Source organism: Planktothrix pseudagardhii, from assembly GCF_904830925.1.
Taxonomy (GTDB): Bacteria; Cyanobacteriota; Cyanobacteriia; order Cyanobacteriales; family Microcoleaceae; genus Planktothrix; species Planktothrix tepida.
On sequence record NZ_LR882967.1, the window covers coordinates 505241 to 521878 of the forward strand.

Genomic DNA, 16638 nt, shown 5'->3' on the forward strand with positions numbered 1-16638 from the left:
CGTCATGCACTTGACAATCACAATTGAATACTATAGTATCTTAGATTATGACATATACAATCATTGATCTGTTTGCTGGTGCAGGTGGCTTGACAACAGGATTTCACCTGGCAGGATTTCAATCTCTCTGTGCAATTGAAATCGATAAAAAAGCCATCGCTACCTATAAATATAACTATCCAAGCACTAAAATTCTCCAACAAGATATCCGGGAAGTTAACCCCTCTGACCTTCGTTTAGCTTTAGGTTTAACCCAGGAAAAATTAACTGTATTAGTAGGAGGGCCACCTTGCCAAGGTTTTTCCCGAAATATTCCAGCCAGTGATCGCTATTTTAACGATTCTCGTAATCAACTGTATCAAACTTTTTTGACATTTGTACAGGAGTTTAGGCCTGTTTATGTGGTTATGGAAAATGTTCCTGAAATTCTAAATGCTTATGAAGGCATTATCAAAAATGAGATCACTGAAAAACTTGAATCTTTTGGTTACAAAGTCACCTCATCCATTTTAAATGCAGCTTACTATGGTATTCCTCAAACTCGGTCTAGAGCTTTTTTTCTAGCAAGTCTCAACCGAAAGCTTGACATTCCCAAACCTACCCATCAAGGAGATATTAGAAGCGATTATCGCTCTAGTTTATCTTCTAGGCAATTGAATATTTTTGAATCTAACCTGTCTCCTATTGTAACAATTAAAGATGCTATTGGAGACTTACCCTCTTTAAAAGATGGAGAAGAATATACCCATCAAAATTATCCTGATTCTCCCCAAAATCTCTATCAAACCATCATACGTCATGAAAGTACAAATGTCCATGCCCAAGTAAAAGCAGTAGGATCGAGAGGATATAATGGATATTCACAATAGAACAGCTTTTTTAATAATATCTGCTCTTTGAATAACAAACCAAAACGTATTTCCCCGTCTCATATTGTTAATTTGCAGCGATTTTAGTGACTAACCTGTTTTTGTTGTAAAATTAACAGCATCATAGAGAAGTTTAGTTCGTCCTAGTGCAGGATCAGATACAGGAATATTTTTAATATAATGAAAAATAGCTTCCCAAGTATAATCTTCAATTGAACCAATAATCGGAGAAGCAACAGTAGCAAGAATTGCTTGCCTGAGCCGTTCAATTTCCTGATCATTCAGTACGAAGAGACTCCTCTACAGACAATAAAAATTCACTCATTGTTATATTTAGAGCCTTAGTAATATGATTCAAAACTCTAATGGACGGGCTTTTTAGCCCTCGTTCTAACTGACTGATATAAGTCCTGTGCAAACCTGTCATTTCTGCCAGGTATTCTTGAGACCAACCTTTGTCTGTACGACGACGTTGGATCTCTAACCCTAAAATTTTGTCCAATTTACTCATAAAACAATAGTAAAACTTTGAATACAAAAATTACATAGACTAAAGTATTCAAATAGGTCAGATCAATTTAAAAATTACATTCCTAACCCATTACAGATCCGCTAAAATGTCAACGTTGGCAAAAATTGAGTCATCCCAATGGATAATTTACCCCCAGATTCCCAGGATAACGCCTTGTGGAATCGCGTTAGTACCAATAGTTTAGTGCGCTTTTTATTGTTTTTTGCCTCTGGCTGGGCATTAATTCTAATTTTTAACTATTTTGAAAATATCTTTTTTACATTTATATTAGCCGCAATTTTAGCTTTTCTTCTCAACTATCCCGTGCGCTATTTAGAGCGATATTTGGGTCGAGGATTAGCCTTGGGAATTGTTATTTTTCTGAGTCTATTTCTGGTTGTGGCTACAGGATTAGCCTTGGGAACGATGTTTTTTAATCAATTTCAACAGCTTCTCAGCCTCGTTGTTGAAAATTTAACCTCAGCCGATAATCCGTTTGACCGCTTACAAGAGTTTTTGACAAATCGGAGAATTAATATTAATCTCGCTCCGATAGAAGCCGAATTTAATAAATCTCTGGGTTCGATGGTAAGCATTTTAGTAGGAACTTTTTCTTCATTACCTAATGCGTTGCTTTCATTTATTATTATTTTTGTGATTGCATTTTTTATGCTGGTTGATGGCGAAAGACTTTGGTTTTTATTGTTAAAACTCATTCCTTATCCCCATCGCAGTCAGTTTTCTGTAGCCCTGCAAAAAAGCTTTTTAGGTTTTTTTAGAGGTCAACTATTACTCTCCTTTTTCTTGGGAATATCTAGTTTTTTAGTTTATAGTACCTTGAGAATTCCTTTCTCATTATCCCTGGCGATTATTGTTGCCTTTTTTGATTTTATTCCAGGGATAGGAGCCACTCTAGGGATTTTAATCATCAGTTTAATTGTTTTAATTCAAAGTGGCTGGTTTTTGACGGTACAAGTATTGTTTGTTAGTGTAATTTTACAACAAATTCAGGACAATTTTATTGCCCCTCGCATTATGCAAAGTGCAGTTAATATTAACCCTGTGGTTTTGTTTTTTGCTTTACTGGTTGGGGCAAAAATTGCTGGAATTCTAGGGGTATTTCTCTCAGTTCCCATTGCAGGGGTAATTGTGAATTTATTAGATATTGAAGAAATGCAATCTAAAGAGGGAAGTAAAGATTCTCTTGAAACAAAAGCCTAAACTCTGGTTTTTCCGTACTTTGTATGTCAAAATATTATCAGTACGGAAGACCCCTTTCTCAAATTTTATACATAAGTTCTGCCTTTCCAACTTCCCCCTTTTCCTTGCCAATATCTTAAGGCTGAATCTAAAGTCATCAACGCATATAAAAATCCAATTAACGGTAAAGTTAACCCCCAAACGGGAGAAAGTCGATAGAGTTTTAAGGTGGGATAATATGCAATTTCCATTAATAATCCTGTTAACGTAGCTAAAAGGATAATTAACCCCTTTCCATGCAGAATTCCCCAAATCAAACTAATAGGATAAATTAAATAAATCAGAATCATCCCTATTAGAGTTAATCCCAATAAAATTATCGAAAAATTTAGTTGGCTAAAGGCTGTTCTAGCAACCATATCCCAAATACTTGATAAACTCGAATAGGGTCTTAAACTATGAGTTGTTTCTGTTAGTCCTAACCAAATTGGATAATAGGATTTAGAGGTAAAAGGAAAGATAAAACGCTTCATAGAAAATCCCTGAGTAATAGAAGAAAAGTCTTCCTCGTCAAGATAGGTTGGGGGGATTAATTTCACAGCTTGTGCTAAAGAACAATCATCAATTAACGCTTGTTTTAATATTTGTAAGCCACCAATACGAGTTAAGGCTTCCTGGCGAATTAAAATACATCCTCCTGCTGCGGCTGCGAGTTGACTTTGAGGATGATTAACCCACCGAAACGGATATAATTTTTGAAAGAAAAATACAAAGGCGGGAATTAATAACTTTTCCCAGAAACTTTGACATCTTAATAATACCATTAACGATACTAATTGTAATTGTTCTGTTTCGGCTTTTTCTACTAATTGCTTTAAATTATTAGGAGAATGTTCAATATCAGCGTCGGTAAATAAAATATAATCGGGAGGTTTTATTAATTGTTGAGTAGATTTAACGCCCTGTTCCATCGCCCAAAGTTTCCCTGTCCATCCCGCAGGTAACGGTTGAGAAGTGATAATATTTAATCGGTCTATTTTATTTAATATTTTAGCAGTTTCTAGGGCAATATTGGCTGTTCCATCATGGCTTTGATCATCGACTAAAATAATCGAAAATGAACCCGGATAGTTTTGATTAAGAAGCGATCGCAAACTAATTTCAATTAACTCCGCTTCATTTCTTGCTGGCACAATTATAGCAATAGAGGGGTAATTTAATAACGGTTCTTGAATTTCTGAAAGTCGTTGATCGGCTTGCCAAAACCGTCCTCGAAACATTAATAATACAATCCATATTATTAAGGATAATAGCGTTAAAACTAAAATTATATTTTCCATTTTACTATTAAGAAATGCTGGGAGTTTTTAACTGTATCGGTTGCTGGGATAAATAGGAATACAATACATCAGGATCTAAGTCAGCACCGCTATCCCAATAAATAGTTCCCCACTCGCTAGAAAGTTTAACTTGACTAAAGTAATCAGGGTTTTTTAGAGGTTCAAATACTCCGGTAAACTGAATGAGTTTAGACACATCAATGATCCCTTCTACTCCATCTTCAAAACGAAGTTTTAGCTGGTAATTTGTTAAGGGATGAACTTCAACAATATCTTTAAGCATGATTTACTCCATTGGTTCAATTTTATTTAAAATTAGATTTTTTTGAGCTAATTCCCAATTTATGAGTAGATTATATAATAAAATTCTGATTAATTCAATAAAAGACATGATAGAATATTTATAACCTCTTAAAGAAATAATATTCTCAAAAACACTAACAGGAGTTAAACTGATAACAATGGAAAGGGAAAATCAAGTCTCTGTAACCCAATTAAAAGATGCGATCGCAGCCAGCCAAAACTTTCTTTTATCTCAACAATATCCCGAAGGCTACTGGTGGGGAGAATTAGAATCTAATGTAACGATTATATCAGAAATTATTCTATTACATAAAATTTGGGGAACTGATAAAAATCGCCCTTTATCTAAAGCTGAAACCTACTTACGTTCTCAACAACGAGATCATGGCGGTTGGGAATTATTCTATGGCGATGGAGGGGAACTCAGTACCACCGTTGAAGCGTATATGGCGTTAAAAATATTAGGGGTATCAGAAATTGATCCCGCCTTAATTAAAGCCAAAAAATTTATTTTAGAACAAGGTGGAATTACAAAAACTCGAATTTTTACCAAGCTACATTTAGCTTTAATTGGGTGTTATGACTGGCGAGGAATTCCTTCAATTCCCCCTTGGATTATGTTGTTACCTGAAGGCTCTCCTTTTACTATTTATGAAATGTCCAGTTGGGCAAGGAGTAGTACCGTTCCTCTATTAATTGTTTTTGATCAAAAGCCAATTTTTAGGTTTGATTCTAACCTAAATTTAGATGAATTATATGTAGAAGGACGACAAAATGCTATTTTTGAATTGCCTAAAAATAACGATTGGACGGATATATTCTTAGGGTTAGATCAAATCTTTAAATTTGCCGAACTCTTTAATGCTGTTCCCTTACGAGAACAGGGGTTAAAAGCGGCAGAACAATGGATTTTAGAACGACAAGAAATAACCGGAGACTGGGCGGGAATTATCCCAGCAATGTTAAACTCTTTATTAGCCTTAAAATGCTTAAATTATTCGGTGTCTGACCCTGTTGTTCAACGGGGTTTAGAAGCAATTGATAACTTTGCTATAGAAACAGAAGAAACCTATCGGATGCAAGCTTGTGTATCTCCAGTTTGGGATACTGCTTGGGTAATTCGAGCTTTAGTTGAATCAGGAATTGAGCAAAATAATGCTGCTATTGTAAAAAGTTCAGACTGGTTAATCCGCCAACAAATTTTAGATTATGGAGATTGGAATATTAAAAATAAACAAGGAAAACCGGGAGGCTGGGCGTTTGAGTTTACGAATCGATTTTATCCTGATTTAGATGATTCTGCCGTTGTAGTCATGGCTTTAAATCAAGCTAAAATTCCTGATGAATCCTTAAAAAAAGCAACCATAATTCGAGGCATTGATTGGATGATCTCAATGCAATGTAAAGCCGGAGGTTGGGCTGCTTTTGATATTGATAATGATCAAGATTGGATTAATGCGGTTCCCTATGGGGATTTAAAAGCCATGATTGATCCTAATACGGCGGATGTTACCGCTAGAGTGATTGAAATGTTAGGAGAATTAGACCCGAATTCCTCTGAATTTCAATTTAAAATTCAATCCTTAAAATCTTCAATTGAACGGGCGATTTCCTATTTAAAACAGGAACAAGAAACCGATGGCAGTTGGTTCGGGCGTTGGGGGGTTAATTATATTTATGGAACCAGTGGGGTATTGTCAGCCTTAGCGGTCATTCATCCTGTTCATAAAAATTGGGGCCATAGTTCTCTTAAACCCATGATGAAACGAGGGGAAAATTGGTTAGTGAGTTGTCAAAATATTGATGGCGGTTGGGGGGAAACTTGCCACAGTTATAATGACCCACAATTGAAAGGAAAGGGGGTTAGTACCGCATCTCAAACAGCGTGGGCATTAATTGGTTTAATGGCGACGGGACAAGCAACAGGAAACTATGAAATGCAGGCAATTGAACAGGGAATTAACTATTTAATTTCAACACAACTTTCAGATGGTCGCTGGGATGAGTCAGAATTTACGGGAACTGGATTTCCGGGTCATTTTTACATCAAATATCATTATTATCAACATTATTTCCCTTTGTTGGCGTTAGGTCGTTATCAAAAATTACAACAACTTTAGCTTAATATTGGGTGGGTTTGACCCATCCAAAGTTTAATATTTGTCAGGAAGGGATTAAGGGTTTATAATCTTTGGGAATTAGGGCTAAAGCCCAACAAAGAGCTAATGTGAAGGAAAAATGGGTAATCGAGAAAAGATAATTGTTGCATTGGGTGTGATAGCATCGATTACATCTTTGGTCATTGGAATGGCAAGAACGGCTACAGTGTCGGAAAAAATCAGGGTGAAACCAGACTATGAACGATTAGCTAATTTATTAGCAGCAAAACAATTTACTAAAGCTGAACGTCAAACCTATAGAATGATGTTATTAGCTTTAGGAAAAGATACGAAATATTCTGATCCCATTGAGTTAAATCAACAGGATATTGCTAAATTTCCTTGTGAAGATTTAAGAGAACTGGAAAAAATTTGGCATGGTTATACTCATGGAACAATTCATTTTAGAAATAAAATTATGAGTTGGCAAAACGATCAACAAAATTTAAGTTCTGCTATTAATTCTCGGTCTAATAGTTGTAAAATAGAAGAAAATAGAAATTCTACTGCTCTGAGTCAATAGAATATTTGAGCTTGCTTAAGTTTTGTAACAAATAAAGTTTAAAATAGATGAGGGGAATAGTTTAGTGTTTAAATAGGATTAGAAGATGCTAATTTTGTCGAAAATTTTGTCATCTAATCTAACCAGGAGAAAGCGATGGGGAAGTTAGGAGTGCTGACTTTTGCAGAGGGAGACTTCGACAATAGAGGTTTTTCGGTCACGTTACAATTAGGGAATGAGGGGAAACCTGCGACTATTCAGGAAACCGGATCTTTACCGCCAGACCCAGAACTGATTGAATCTTACAACAGTTGGAAAGTCACTTATTATAGTTTTCTTGGGATAAAAGTTAGAGTATTAAAGGCAAAAGCAGGACAAATAACTAACTTCTCAATTGGTGATGTTAATACAAAAGCTGATAATTTAAGCCAACATTTTAATCAATGGTTAAAATCCCCACAATTTAGTCATGTTAGAGAAGAATTGATTGCCCATTTAAAAGAAGATGATGAAGTGCGGTTAATTATCCAAACTTCTAATCTTGATCTCCGCAAACTTCCCTGGCATCTTTGGGATATATTAGAACGTTACCCTAAAGCAGAAATTAGTGTCGGTGCGCCCAAATTTAAACAAGTGACATCAGACAAAGTTGCTAATAATCACGTTAATATTTTGGCAATTTTGGGCAATGATGACGGGATTAATGTTGAAGCAGATCGAAAAATTTTAAATTCTATTCCGGGTGCTAAAGTTGAGTTTTTAGTTAAACCTAACCGCCAAGAACTCAACGATCAACTCTGGGAACAGTCTTGGGATATTCTCTTTTTTGCCGGACATAGCCACACGGAAGCAGAGACAGGAATTCTATATATCAATAAAACTGAGAGTTTAACGATTCCTGACTTAAGATATGCGTTAAAAAAAGCCATTGAAAAAGGTTTACAACTGGCTATTTTTAACTCCTGTGATGGTTTGGGGTTAGCTCAAGATTTAGCGCGTTTGAATCTACCTCAAATGATTGTCATGCGAGAACCTGTTCCTGACAAAGTAGCACAGGAATTTTTAAAATATTTTCTGCGTTCTTTTTCAGGGGGTCAGTCGTTTTATTTAGCAGTTAAGGAAGCGCGGGAAAGATTGCAAGGTTGGGAAGGTCATTTTCCCTGTGCGAGTTGGTTGCCTGTGATTTGCCAGAATTTAACAGAAGTGCCAGTATATTGGCAGACAATGTGTGGGGAAAAAAAGGAACAAAAGGAAGATTTGAATGGGAGTGAGCTAATTAATCAATTCAATCCTGATAATTCAGAAGACTACTACAACCGAGGCAAGGCCTACTATGACTTAAAAGACTATGAAAAAGCGATATCAGATTATAACCAAGCCATTCAACTTAATCCTAATTATGCTGAAGCCTACTTCAGCCGAGGCAAGGCTTACAGAAACTTAAAAGACTATGAAAAAGCGATATCGGATTACAACCAAGCCATTCAACTTAATCCTAATGATGCTGAAGCCTACAACAACCGAGGCATTGCCTACTATTACTTAAAAGAGTATGAAAAAGCGATATCAGATTTCAACCAAGCCATTCAACTTAATCCTAATGATGCTGAAGCCTACAACAACCGAGGCATTGCCTACTATTACTTAAAAGAGTATGAAAAAGCGATATCAGATTTCAACCAAGCCATTCAACTTAAGCTGTTAAGCATCTAAATAGGGTATAATGAAAAACCAAGTTTAGAAAAATCAATCAAAAGATGCCTGCTAAAAATCATTTAAATGAAAAGCAAGTAGAGAAACTACAGAAAAGATTGAAAGAGGAAGAAAATGGACAAATCCGAGAAAGAATCTTGATTTTATTATTGCTAAATGATGGTAAAAAGCAAAGTGAAATTGCCAAGTTTTTGGGCTGCTCATTAAACAAAGTATGTTATTGGTGTGTACATGGAGACCCTGACAAATTAGAAAGCCTAAAAGATGAAAGAATGAAAGGAAATTATAGAAAAGCCACAGACAAATATATAGAGATATTATTAGAAACAGTAGAAAAAGAACCGGAAGAATTAGGATATGAATTTGGGAGATGGACAGGAGAAAGATTGGCAACTTATTTAGAACAAATCACAGGAATCAAATTAAGTAGTTCACAAGTGAGAAAGATATTAAAGGAAAAAAAGTATGTTTATTTGTGGGCAAAGTATAGCTTAGAAGAGAAAAGAGATCCAGAAAAAAGAAAATTATTTAAAGATAAAATAGAAGAATATTTGAAAATAGCAAAAGAAAGTCCAGAACAATTACAGGTATGGTTTTGGGATGAAAGTGGATTTAATTTAAGAGTGATAAAAAGAAAGAATTGGTGTAAAAAAGGGAAGAGGAAACAGATTAGAGGAGACAGGAGGAAAGGAAGAGTTAATGTGATGGGAGGATTGAGGTACTCGGATAAAAAAAGATTTGTAGAATTTCTGGATAAAGGAAATGCAGATAATTTTTATCAAGTGTTAAAAAGTTTTTATCAAGAGCTAATTTATGAATGGGTATTAGCGGGAAATCAAGCAGAAGAATTTGTAGAAAAAGGAGCTAAGATCCTGATTATTCTTGACAATGCAAGTTTTCACAAAAAAGAAGAGTACCTAGAAAAAATTAAAGCAGAAATGCCGAATGTCTATTTAGAATTTCTTCCAGCATATAGTCCAGATTATAATTTAATTGAATTAGTCTGGCATTCAGCTAAAGAATATATAGCTCATCGACTCTTTAAATCAGTTGATGAGCTAGAGTGTTTATTACATCAGCTTTTAAATGAAGGACAGTTATCTATTAAATGGGGACGTAAACTTAAAAACAAAGGTAATGCTATAATCACAGTTTAAATACACAACAGCTTATCAGATTACAACCAAGCGATTCAACTTAATCCTAATAATGCTGAAGCCTACAACAACCGAGGCATTGCCTACTCTAAATTAAAAGACTATGAAAAAGCGATATCGGATTACAACCAAGCGATTCAACTTAATCCTAATTATGCTTATGCCTACAACAACCGAGGCATTGCCTACTCTAAATTAAAAGACTATGAAAAAGCCATATCGGATTACAACCAAGCGATTCAACTTAATCCTATTTATGCTAATGCCTACAACAACCGAGGTAATGCCTACAGAAACTTAAAAGACTATGAAAAAGCGATATCAGATTACAACCAAGCCATTCAACTTAATCCTAATGATGCTGAAGCCTACAACAACCGAGGTAATGCCTACAGAAACTTAAAAGACTATGAAAAAGCGATATCAGATTACAACCAAGCCATTCAACTTAATCCTAATGATGCTGAAGCCTACAACAACCGAGGTAATGCCTACAGAAACTTAAAAGACTATGAAAAAGCGATATCGGATTACAACCAAGCGATTCAACTTAATCCTAATTATGCTTATGCCTACAACAACCGAGGCAATGCCTACTATGACTTAAAAGACTATGAAAAAGCGATATCAGATTACAACCAAGCGATTCAACTTAATCCTAATAATGCTGAAGCCTACAACAACCGAGGCATTGCCTACTCTAAATTAAAAGACTATGAAAAAGCGATATCGGATTACAACCAAGCCATTCAACTTAATCCTAATGATGCAGATGCCTACTACAACCGAGGTATTGCCTACGATGACTTAAAAGACTATGAAAAAGCCATATCGGATTACAACCAAGCGATTCAACTTAATCCTATTTATGCTAATGCCTACAAAAACTTAGGCATTAGCCAAATTAACAGACTATTTCAATTTTTTGACTTCTGGTGAATTCGACTAAAAGGAAAACAAATCGGCGTTGAAACCATTTTTTATGAATATATTGATTGCCGTCGCACTCCAGAAGAAATTGCCGAAAATATACTATAATTAAATTCAGTAACGAGGCAAACTCTATACTTACTCTTTTAACACTAAAATTATAGAATGAGGCTTACCGATGTTAACAGCACAACTAACAGATTATTTCAACTTCCTCACTCCCGATGATATTCGACTGAAAGGTACAAGAATCGGCATCGAAACTATCCTTTATGAATATATTGATCGCAGTTGCACTCCCGAAGAAATTGCCCAAACCTACCCCTCGCTAACCTTAGAACAAGTCTATGCGACAATTCTCTATTACCTACAGAACAAAGAAACTATCAGCAATTACCTAAAAAATTGGATAGAACATGGTCATAAAATGAGAGAACAACAGCGTCTAAATCCTCCACCTGTATCGGAAAAACTGCGGCAATTGAGAGCCGATAGACAAGCCCAAATATAAACCGATGACTCTAAAATACCTAATTGATGAAAATGTAAATCCTCTGTATCCTAATCAAATTAGACAGCGAGAACCTGGTATCGTAATCCAAGTCGTAGGAGAACCGGAAACACCACCAAAAGGAACACTCGATCCAGACATTCTCTATTGGTGCGAAGATCATCAATTTGTGCTTGTGACTAATAACCGGACTTCAATGCCAGTTCACTTGGCAGATCATATCGCGCTAGGTCGCCATATACCAGGGATTTTTATCCTCAATCCTAATTTAAGTATTGGCGAAAACCTTGAAGAATTGATTTTAATTGCCATCGCTTCTGAGGAGTATGAATATCAAGACCGAATAGTTTATTTACCTTTGCCATAAAGTGTGATTCCAAGACGATTAATGAATTGATAAGGCAATTGGTAAAGTTACTTATAACCCTAACCTATAGAAACCGGGTTTTTATCGTTAACTTGAATTCACAAATTGAGTTTTGTTGAAAAACCCGGTTTCTTGACTTTTTGCAGTTAACTTGACTGTACAATTTCAGTTTTATTGAAAAACCCGGTTTCTTGACTCCATTTCTACTTAGCTAAATTTCTGTTAAAATATAACTACTTTCCATTTCACACCCCTATCTATGAGTTTACTAATTTCCGATGAAATCTTAGAACATCGCGGCTTATCAGAATTGGTTAGAGTTAAGCTAGTGCTTTGTACTGGAGCAGCAAAATTATGATCCAAGTAATGATTAGCCCACAGTCCTTACTGGAAACAGGCATTAAAGTTGAGAAGGTTGATAGCCTTCGACTCTTCAAATTTACCGACGAGTTACAATCTAACCTCGAAGATTTGCTAGAAAAAAACAAGACAGGTTCACTAACCCTAGAAGAAGAGGCAGAACTCAACGCCATCGGGGAACTTGACCGTATCTTTACCTACCTCAATTCCCTCTTAGTTGCCGAGCAATGACTATTAATGAATTGACAAGGCAACTCGTGCGGAAACGTGCAGGCTACCTGTGCGAATATTGTCACTCTCCTGAGAAAATCAGCACCTCTCGTTTCACCATCGATCACATCCAGCCGCGCTCTCTAGGTGGCTCTGACAATTCTGATAACCTGGCTTTAGCTTGTAGCCGTTGTAACCAGCGTCGTTATAACTTCATTGTGGGTCGGGATGTGGAAACCTCAGCAATTCTGCCTTTATTTAATCCCCGTCAACAGCAGTGGTCTGACCATTTCATCTGGAATGCAGACGGTACGAAGATTGTCGGCACAACTCCTATCGGTCGAGCCACTTGTGAGCGTCTTGACCTCAACGACGAGCGCTATAGAGGAGAACGTTCTATCCAAGAAGCCCGTGCGCTATGGGTTCAGGCGGGCTGGCATCCTCCCTCAGAAGATCCCCGGCAGCTTGAGTAAGCAGATTTGTCCGCACAAGCCCAAAAATCAATCGAGTCAATTTACCCCACAGCAAACTCAGTAAATTGACGAATATAAGGAGCTTTAAACGCTAAAACAATATCTTCTTTAGCAACTCCCGCAGCGACCAACTCATTCGCTATTCCTGTTTCTGTTCTATCCCTCTGAATCCAAATTTTACCATCTTTTATATCGACGTGAATCACACAACCATAAACCCGTTTTTGCTTCTCCCAACCCAAATGAACGACTTGATAATGCTCCCTTTCCGTGTCAAATAGTAATTGTACTTCTGTCTCAGTATCTAAATCATTTCTTGAGTGTTGAGTCAGAATTGTTTGGACTAATTCTCTGTAGTTTATTCTTTCCATAAAACGATTTCCTCTTGAATCGCATCAAAATAGTAGCAAACTACTGGGATAATAATGAATTGACAAGGCAATTGCTAAAGCTACTCATAACCCTAACCTATAGAAACCGGGTTTTTGTAGAGACGTTGCATGCAACGTCTCTACAAAAACTAGAAATTAAGATTTATTGAAAAACCCGGTTTCTTGATTAAAGTTTGATTGTCACCGTCTTAATTTCGGTGTATTGTTGCAAACCGTATTCGCCTAATTCGCGCCCAATTCCAGATTGTTTGAATCCGCCAAAGGGTGCAGCCGCATCGAAAACATCATAACAATTGACCCAAACTGTACCCGCCCGCAGACTGTTAGCAATAGTATGAGCTTTAGTAATATCTTGCGTCCAAACCGCCGCAGCCAGACCATAGATGGTATTATTAGCTCGTTCAATCACCTCGTTGATATCTTTAAACTTGATAATACTCATCACCGGCCCAAAGATTTCTTCTTGAGCAATCTTCATTTCATCCCGAACATTGGCGAAAATAGTAGGCTCGATAAAGAAACCGCGATCGCCCACACGATGACCCCCGCATAACATCTGGGCATCTTCTTTTATACCCGATTCAATGTAGCCCATCACCTTATTAAACTGCTCTTGATCCACCTGCGGCCCTTGCTGAGTGTTAGCATCAAAAGGATCGCCGACGACTCGTTGTTTAGCACGTTCAACCGTTTTGGCAACAAACTCGTCATAGCATTTTTCTTCTACGAACACCCGCGACCCCGCACAGCAGCATTGTCCTTGGTTAAAGAATAGACCAAAGTGAGTTCCTTCGATCGCGGCATCCATATTGGCATCAGCAAAAATAATATTAGGACTTTTACCGCCCAATTCCAATGTGACACGCTTCAAATTGCTTTTGGCGGCAGCTTCCATAATTAAATGTCCGACTTCCGTTGATCCCGTAAAAGCCACCTTATCAATGTCATTATGGTGAGAAATTGCTGCCCCGGCTGTTGGCCCGTAGCCCGATAAAATGTTAACGACACCGGGAGGAAAACCCGCTTCAACGATCAATTCACCGATCCGTAACGCTGATAAAGGAGTTTGTTCGGCGGTTTTAAGTACAACGGTATTCCCGGTTGCTAAGGCTGGAGCTAACTTCCAAGCCTGCATTAACAGAGGGAAATTCCAGGGGATAATCTGACCGACTACACCGATAGGTTCATGGCGAGTATAACAGAAATAAGAACCGTTAATCGGAATGGTTTTGCCTTGAATTTTATCAGCCCACCCAGCATAATAACGATAGCAAGCAATCACCAAGGGCAAATCAATATTCAGTGAATCCGTAAATGGTTTACCATTATCCAAGGATTCTAACTGTGCTAATTCTACAATGTTTTGTTCAATTAAATCTGCTAATTTGTACAGCAGTTCGCCCCGTTTCGTCGCTGACATTTCTGGCCAATTGCCACGAGTAAATGCCGTTCTTGCCGCTTTAACGGCCTGATCAACATCAGCGGCGTCAGCCTCAGCTACATCACAGATGATTTCACCTGTCGTGGGGTTAATGGTCTGAAAGCGACGACCCGAAACGCTATTCACCCATTCATTATTGATCAGTAATTGAGTTGGCCCAATTTTCACTTTTTGATCGGGTCTGATGGATGTCACCATGATTTATTCCTTTATTAAAATTGAAGTTTTGATCTCCTATAATTTTCGTTAATTGAAACCCCGATTTGGCAAATCTTAATACAAATTTCATGATGTTTAATCAATAAAAGGTCAGTATTTATGCGGATATAAGCAGATTAAATGGGTAAAAATTGAGGATCTAAGGTTTGTTCTAAGGTATAGGGACAGACTTCAGGAAAGAGTTGTTCACCGAGTTTTGTTTCTCGAATAGCTAAAGCCAATCCTAATTCATAAGCATCCGGTAAAATTTGATTCAAATAAGGCTTTAAACTCGGACTGTCTTGTAATAAAAATTTTATTTGAATGCGTTGTTCTCGGATTGTTCCCAACCAACTATTCGTTCGTTTATCAAGTTGAAATTGCCATTTTAATAAATACTCTAAGAGAATTCCTAATCGATTTCTCAATTCTTGTCGTTCTTTTCGTCCCAAGGCTTCTATTTCCTTAATTAAATTCAGTGTATCTAACTGTTGCCATTGTTGAGTTTTCAGAAGATTTACTTGATCTTCTATCCAACCCTGAAAATCGCTTTCATATAAATGAGTCATCGTTTATCCTCTATTTGGATTCATTAATTCCTTTAAACCGTTCTTTTGCTGTTTTGAATGCTTCTTCCATAACAACTTGAATTTTTTGCGGATCTGGTTTTTTTCCTCCCATTAAATCCCCAAAATAAACACAAGCTCCTTCCCCTAATGCCCAAGTATAAGCAGCAGCCCAAGACGCAGCAATTACACTGCCAAAACCGGGAATAAATTTAATTAATTCTCGACCGATCATTTGGGCTAAAAATCCTCCCGCGATCGCACTGACTAAGCCCCCTGCTTGAGATAGATTTAAAGTTTTTCCATAAAGATTTCCTAATAATACCACCAGAGAAACTTGCAGGGTGGTTAAGACAGGCATCGTAGCAAAGGGAATCGGAACAGCTGCAACGGTCGCAGCCATAATACTAAAGGCTAAAATATACCGTCTTCCCACATCTCGATAGATATTTCCCAGTTGATTGTTAACTTCTCCATTTAATAATTGATGAATGGTTCTTGCTTCGGCTTCAGGAAGCAAATCGGCTAAGGTATCCCGCAAAGCTTCTAAGCCATAATATACAGGGGTATAGCCATCTTCTTCTAAGGTAAAATCAATTAAAACAGCCTGATCATATAACCCTTTAAAGGCTAATTTTAATTCTGCAAAGGCTCGATTAATATCTTCAAAATCAGGAGGATAAATCGGATGGTTATCAATTTGGGAAGGATAAAGTTCATGGAGACAAGTAACGACCAATAAACAAGGAATATTAGGATATTTTTTCCGTAAGCTTTGAGCAATTGTTCGTAATGTATCCGTTGCAAAATCGTTGATTTTAACCGTTAGAATTAAAACCCTTGCTCCTTGGCTTTCTTGTTGTAAATCCCCAATTAATTCTTGAATAATTAGCTCAGTATTTTGATTAATATCTCCTAAACCAACGGTATCTTTAAAAATCAGTAAGGGTAAGTCATTAGAGGGGTAGGCATAGCGTTCGGTGTGTTGAGTATGGGGACGAAAACCTTGACCCACAATTTCGGCTGAAACCCCCGTTAATCCTCGAACAATTGAGCTTTTTCCCGCTTGCGGTTTGCCAATTAATAACGCTTCTGTAGTAGGAAGTTCGGCGCGAACCTTTTCTAAAATCTCAGCAATTTGAGTTTCATTAACACTAAACCATTGCACAACGGTTTGAGCTATTTGGTCAGTCGGGAAAAGTCCTTTAAGTTGTTGGGTTGTCCAACTCCAACCAGTTGCAATTCCATCCATCCAAGAGGAATTAACAGAGGTTGATTGATGGGGCGTTTCAGACACCGGGGAGGAGATTTGAGAATCCGGGGTTTCAGTCATAAGTCAGGTTTGATATTCTCTACTTTGATTCTAGTTTAAGGTTAAAATCCTATTCCTCGGTTTCGGTTATCCTCCCTTGTTTCCCCCTGAATTCAGACCCCTA

The 16638-nt window shown here is 37.1% G+C and carries 18 protein-coding genes and 1 pseudogene; 12 read left to right on the forward strand and 7 right to left on the reverse strand.

The window, feature by feature from the left end:
- Nucleotides 1–47: 47 nt before the first annotated feature.
- Nucleotides 48–869, forward strand: a complete 822-nt coding sequence (locus NMK36_RS02100) for a DNA cytosine methyltransferase (protein WP_072722736.1) — start codon at nt 48–50, stop codon at nt 867–869.
- Between the two features lie 277 nt (nt 870–1146).
- Here the strand turns inward: NMK36_RS02100 and NMK36_RS02105 are convergent, their stop codons facing one another.
- Nucleotides 1147–1380: a helix-turn-helix domain-containing protein gene (locus NMK36_RS02105; RefSeq protein WP_254172886.1), complete on the reverse strand. Its 234-nt coding sequence runs from the start codon at nt 1378–1380 to the stop codon at nt 1147–1149.
- Between the two features lie 138 nt (nt 1381–1518).
- On the opposite strand from NMK36_RS02105, the gene NMK36_RS02110 reads away from it, so the two are divergent.
- Nucleotides 1519–2601 (forward strand): AI-2E family transporter, encoded by a 1083-nt coding sequence (locus NMK36_RS02110; protein WP_193869061.1) that lies wholly within the window; start codon nt 1519–1521, stop codon nt 2599–2601.
- Nucleotides 2602–2666: 65 nt separating this feature from the next.
- Here NMK36_RS02110 and NMK36_RS02115 read toward each other — a convergent pair whose 3' ends face one another.
- Together NMK36_RS02115 and NMK36_RS02120 are read right to left on the reverse strand one after the other, a co-directional pair.
- On the reverse strand, nt 2667–3920 hold the full coding sequence (locus NMK36_RS02115; protein ID WP_254172887.1) for a glycosyltransferase: 1254 nt from the start codon (nt 3918–3920) through the stop codon (nt 2667–2669).
- A gap of 7 nt (nt 3921–3927) precedes the next feature.
- Nucleotides 3928–4203, reverse strand: a complete 276-nt coding sequence (locus tag NMK36_RS02120) for a DUF2442 domain-containing protein (protein ID WP_254172888.1) — start codon at nt 4201–4203, stop codon at nt 3928–3930.
- Between the two features lie 178 nt (nt 4204–4381).
- Between NMK36_RS02120 and shc the strand changes: the two genes are divergently transcribed.
- From shc to NMK36_RS02170, 10 genes and pseudogenes are all read left to right on the forward strand, one after another.
- Entirely contained in the window at nt 4382–6343 is a 1962-nt protein-coding gene (gene shc, locus NMK36_RS02125; protein WP_254172889.1) for a squalene--hopene cyclase, read from the forward strand.
- Nucleotides 6344–6461: 118 nt separating this feature from the next.
- Complete coding sequence (locus NMK36_RS02130) at nt 6462–6905, forward strand: GUN4 domain-containing protein (RefSeq protein WP_254172890.1); 444 nt, start codon at nt 6462–6464, stop codon at nt 6903–6905.
- A gap of 135 nt (nt 6906–7040) precedes the next feature.
- On the forward strand, nt 7041–8597 hold the full coding sequence (locus NMK36_RS02135; RefSeq protein ID WP_254172891.1) for a CHAT domain-containing tetratricopeptide repeat protein: 1557 nt from the start codon (nt 7041–7043) through the stop codon (nt 8595–8597).
- 44 nt (nt 8598–8641) lie between these two features.
- Nucleotides 8642–9754: an IS630 family transposase gene (locus tag NMK36_RS02140; protein ID WP_254172743.1), complete on the forward strand. Its 1113-nt coding sequence runs from the start codon at nt 8642–8644 to the stop codon at nt 9752–9754.
- The gene (locus NMK36_RS02145) at nt 9755–10693 is read left to right on the forward strand and encodes a tetratricopeptide repeat protein (protein ID WP_302184685.1); all 939 of its coding nucleotides are present in this window, start codon (nt 9755–9757) and stop codon (nt 10691–10693) included.
- 169 nt (nt 10694–10862) lie between these two features.
- Complete coding sequence (locus NMK36_RS02150) at nt 10863–11195, forward strand: DUF433 domain-containing protein (protein ID WP_254172892.1); 333 nt, start codon at nt 10863–10865, stop codon at nt 11193–11195.
- 4 nt (nt 11196–11199) lie between these two features.
- Entirely contained in the window at nt 11200–11562 is a 363-nt protein-coding gene (locus NMK36_RS02155) for a DUF5615 family PIN-like protein (RefSeq protein WP_254172893.1), read from the forward strand.
- A 354-nt stretch (nt 11563–11916) separates the two neighbouring features.
- Nucleotides 11917–12153 carry a hypothetical protein gene (locus NMK36_RS02160; RefSeq protein WP_072722229.1) on the forward strand — a complete coding sequence of 79 codons (237 nt, stop codon included), beginning with the start codon at nt 11917–11919 and terminating at the stop codon, nt 12151–12153.
- A pseudogene (locus tag NMK36_RS02165) lies at nt 12150–12332 on the forward strand (HNH endonuclease); the annotation flags it as partial. The gene NMK36_RS02160 and the pseudogene NMK36_RS02165, both read left to right, overlap by 4 nt.
- A gap of 30 nt (nt 12333–12362) precedes the next feature.
- A complete protein-coding gene (locus NMK36_RS02170) occupies nt 12363–12605 on the forward strand; it encodes a hypothetical protein (RefSeq protein ID WP_254175236.1) in 243 nt (80 codons plus the stop codon).
- 41 nt (nt 12606–12646) lie between these two features.
- Here the strand turns inward: NMK36_RS02170 and NMK36_RS02175 are convergent, their stop codons facing one another.
- The 4 genes from NMK36_RS02175 to NMK36_RS02190 all read right to left on the reverse strand — a co-directional run bounded on the left by NMK36_RS02175 (nt 12647) and on the right by NMK36_RS02190 (nt 16535).
- On the reverse strand, nt 12647–12976 hold the full coding sequence (locus NMK36_RS02175; RefSeq protein ID WP_254172894.1) for a XisI protein: 330 nt from the start codon (nt 12974–12976) through the stop codon (nt 12647–12649).
- Nucleotides 12977–13163: 187 nt separating this feature from the next.
- Nucleotides 13164–14636 carry an aldehyde dehydrogenase family protein gene (locus NMK36_RS02180; RefSeq protein ID WP_254172895.1) on the reverse strand — a complete coding sequence of 491 codons (1473 nt, stop codon included), beginning with the start codon at nt 14634–14636 and terminating at the stop codon, nt 13164–13166.
- Nucleotides 14637–14773: 137 nt separating this feature from the next.
- Nucleotides 14774–15205 (reverse strand): DUF29 domain-containing protein, encoded by a 432-nt coding sequence (locus NMK36_RS02185; protein WP_254172896.1) that lies wholly within the window; start codon nt 15203–15205, stop codon nt 14774–14776.
- Between the two features lie 10 nt (nt 15206–15215).
- Entirely contained in the window at nt 15216–16535 is a 1320-nt protein-coding gene (locus NMK36_RS02190; RefSeq protein ID WP_072722725.1) for a YcjF family protein, read from the reverse strand.
- Nucleotides 16536–16638 lie beyond the last annotated feature (103 nt).

What these genes read in the sequence shown, in the direction of transcription:
- NMK36_RS02115 (WP_254172887.1), bottom strand. Translation starts at nt 3,920, where the DNA reads ATGGAAAATATAATTTTAGTTTTAACGCTATTATCCTTAATAATATGG.
- NMK36_RS02175 (WP_254172894.1), bottom strand. Translation starts at nt 12,976, where the DNA reads ATGGAAAGAATAAACTACAGAGAATTAGTCCAAACAATTCTGACTCAA.
- NMK36_RS02160 (WP_072722229.1), top strand. Translation starts at nt 11,917, where the DNA reads ATGATCCAAGTAATGATTAGCCCACAGTCCTTACTGGAAACAGGCATT.
- NMK36_RS02180 (WP_254172895.1), bottom strand. Translation starts at nt 14,636, where the DNA reads ATGGTGACATCCATCAGACCCGATCAAAAAGTGAAAATTGGGCCAACT.
- shc (WP_254172889.1), top strand. Translation starts at nt 4,382, where the DNA reads ATGGAAAGGGAAAATCAAGTCTCTGTAACCCAATTAAAAGATGCGATC.
- NMK36_RS02110 (WP_193869061.1), top strand. Translation starts at nt 1,519, where the DNA reads ATGGATAATTTACCCCCAGATTCCCAGGATAACGCCTTGTGGAATCGC.
- NMK36_RS02150 (WP_254172892.1), top strand. Translation starts at nt 10,863, where the DNA reads ATGTTAACAGCACAACTAACAGATTATTTCAACTTCCTCACTCCCGAT.
- NMK36_RS02135 (WP_254172891.1), top strand. Translation starts at nt 7,041, where the DNA reads ATGGGGAAGTTAGGAGTGCTGACTTTTGCAGAGGGAGACTTCGACAAT.
- NMK36_RS02140 (WP_254172743.1), top strand. Translation starts at nt 8,642, where the DNA reads ATGCCTGCTAAAAATCATTTAAATGAAAAGCAAGTAGAGAAACTACAG.
- NMK36_RS02120 (WP_254172888.1), bottom strand. Translation starts at nt 4,203, where the DNA reads ATGCTTAAAGATATTGTTGAAGTTCATCCCTTAACAAATTACCAGCTA.
- NMK36_RS02130 (WP_254172890.1), top strand. Translation starts at nt 6,462, where the DNA reads ATGGGTAATCGAGAAAAGATAATTGTTGCATTGGGTGTGATAGCATCG.
- NMK36_RS02185 (WP_254172896.1), bottom strand. Translation starts at nt 15,205, where the DNA reads ATGACTCATTTATATGAAAGCGATTTTCAGGGTTGGATAGAAGATCAA.
- NMK36_RS02155 (WP_254172893.1), top strand. Translation starts at nt 11,200, where the DNA reads ATGACTCTAAAATACCTAATTGATGAAAATGTAAATCCTCTGTATCCT.
- NMK36_RS02190 (WP_072722725.1), bottom strand. Translation starts at nt 16,535, where the DNA reads ATGACTGAAACCCCGGATTCTCAAATCTCCTCCCCGGTGTCTGAAACG.
- NMK36_RS02100 (WP_072722736.1), top strand. Translation starts at nt 48, where the DNA reads ATGACATATACAATCATTGATCTGTTTGCTGGTGCAGGTGGCTTGACA.
- NMK36_RS02105 (WP_254172886.1), bottom strand. Translation starts at nt 1,380, where the DNA reads ATGAGTAAATTGGACAAAATTTTAGGGTTAGAGATCCAACGTCGTCGT.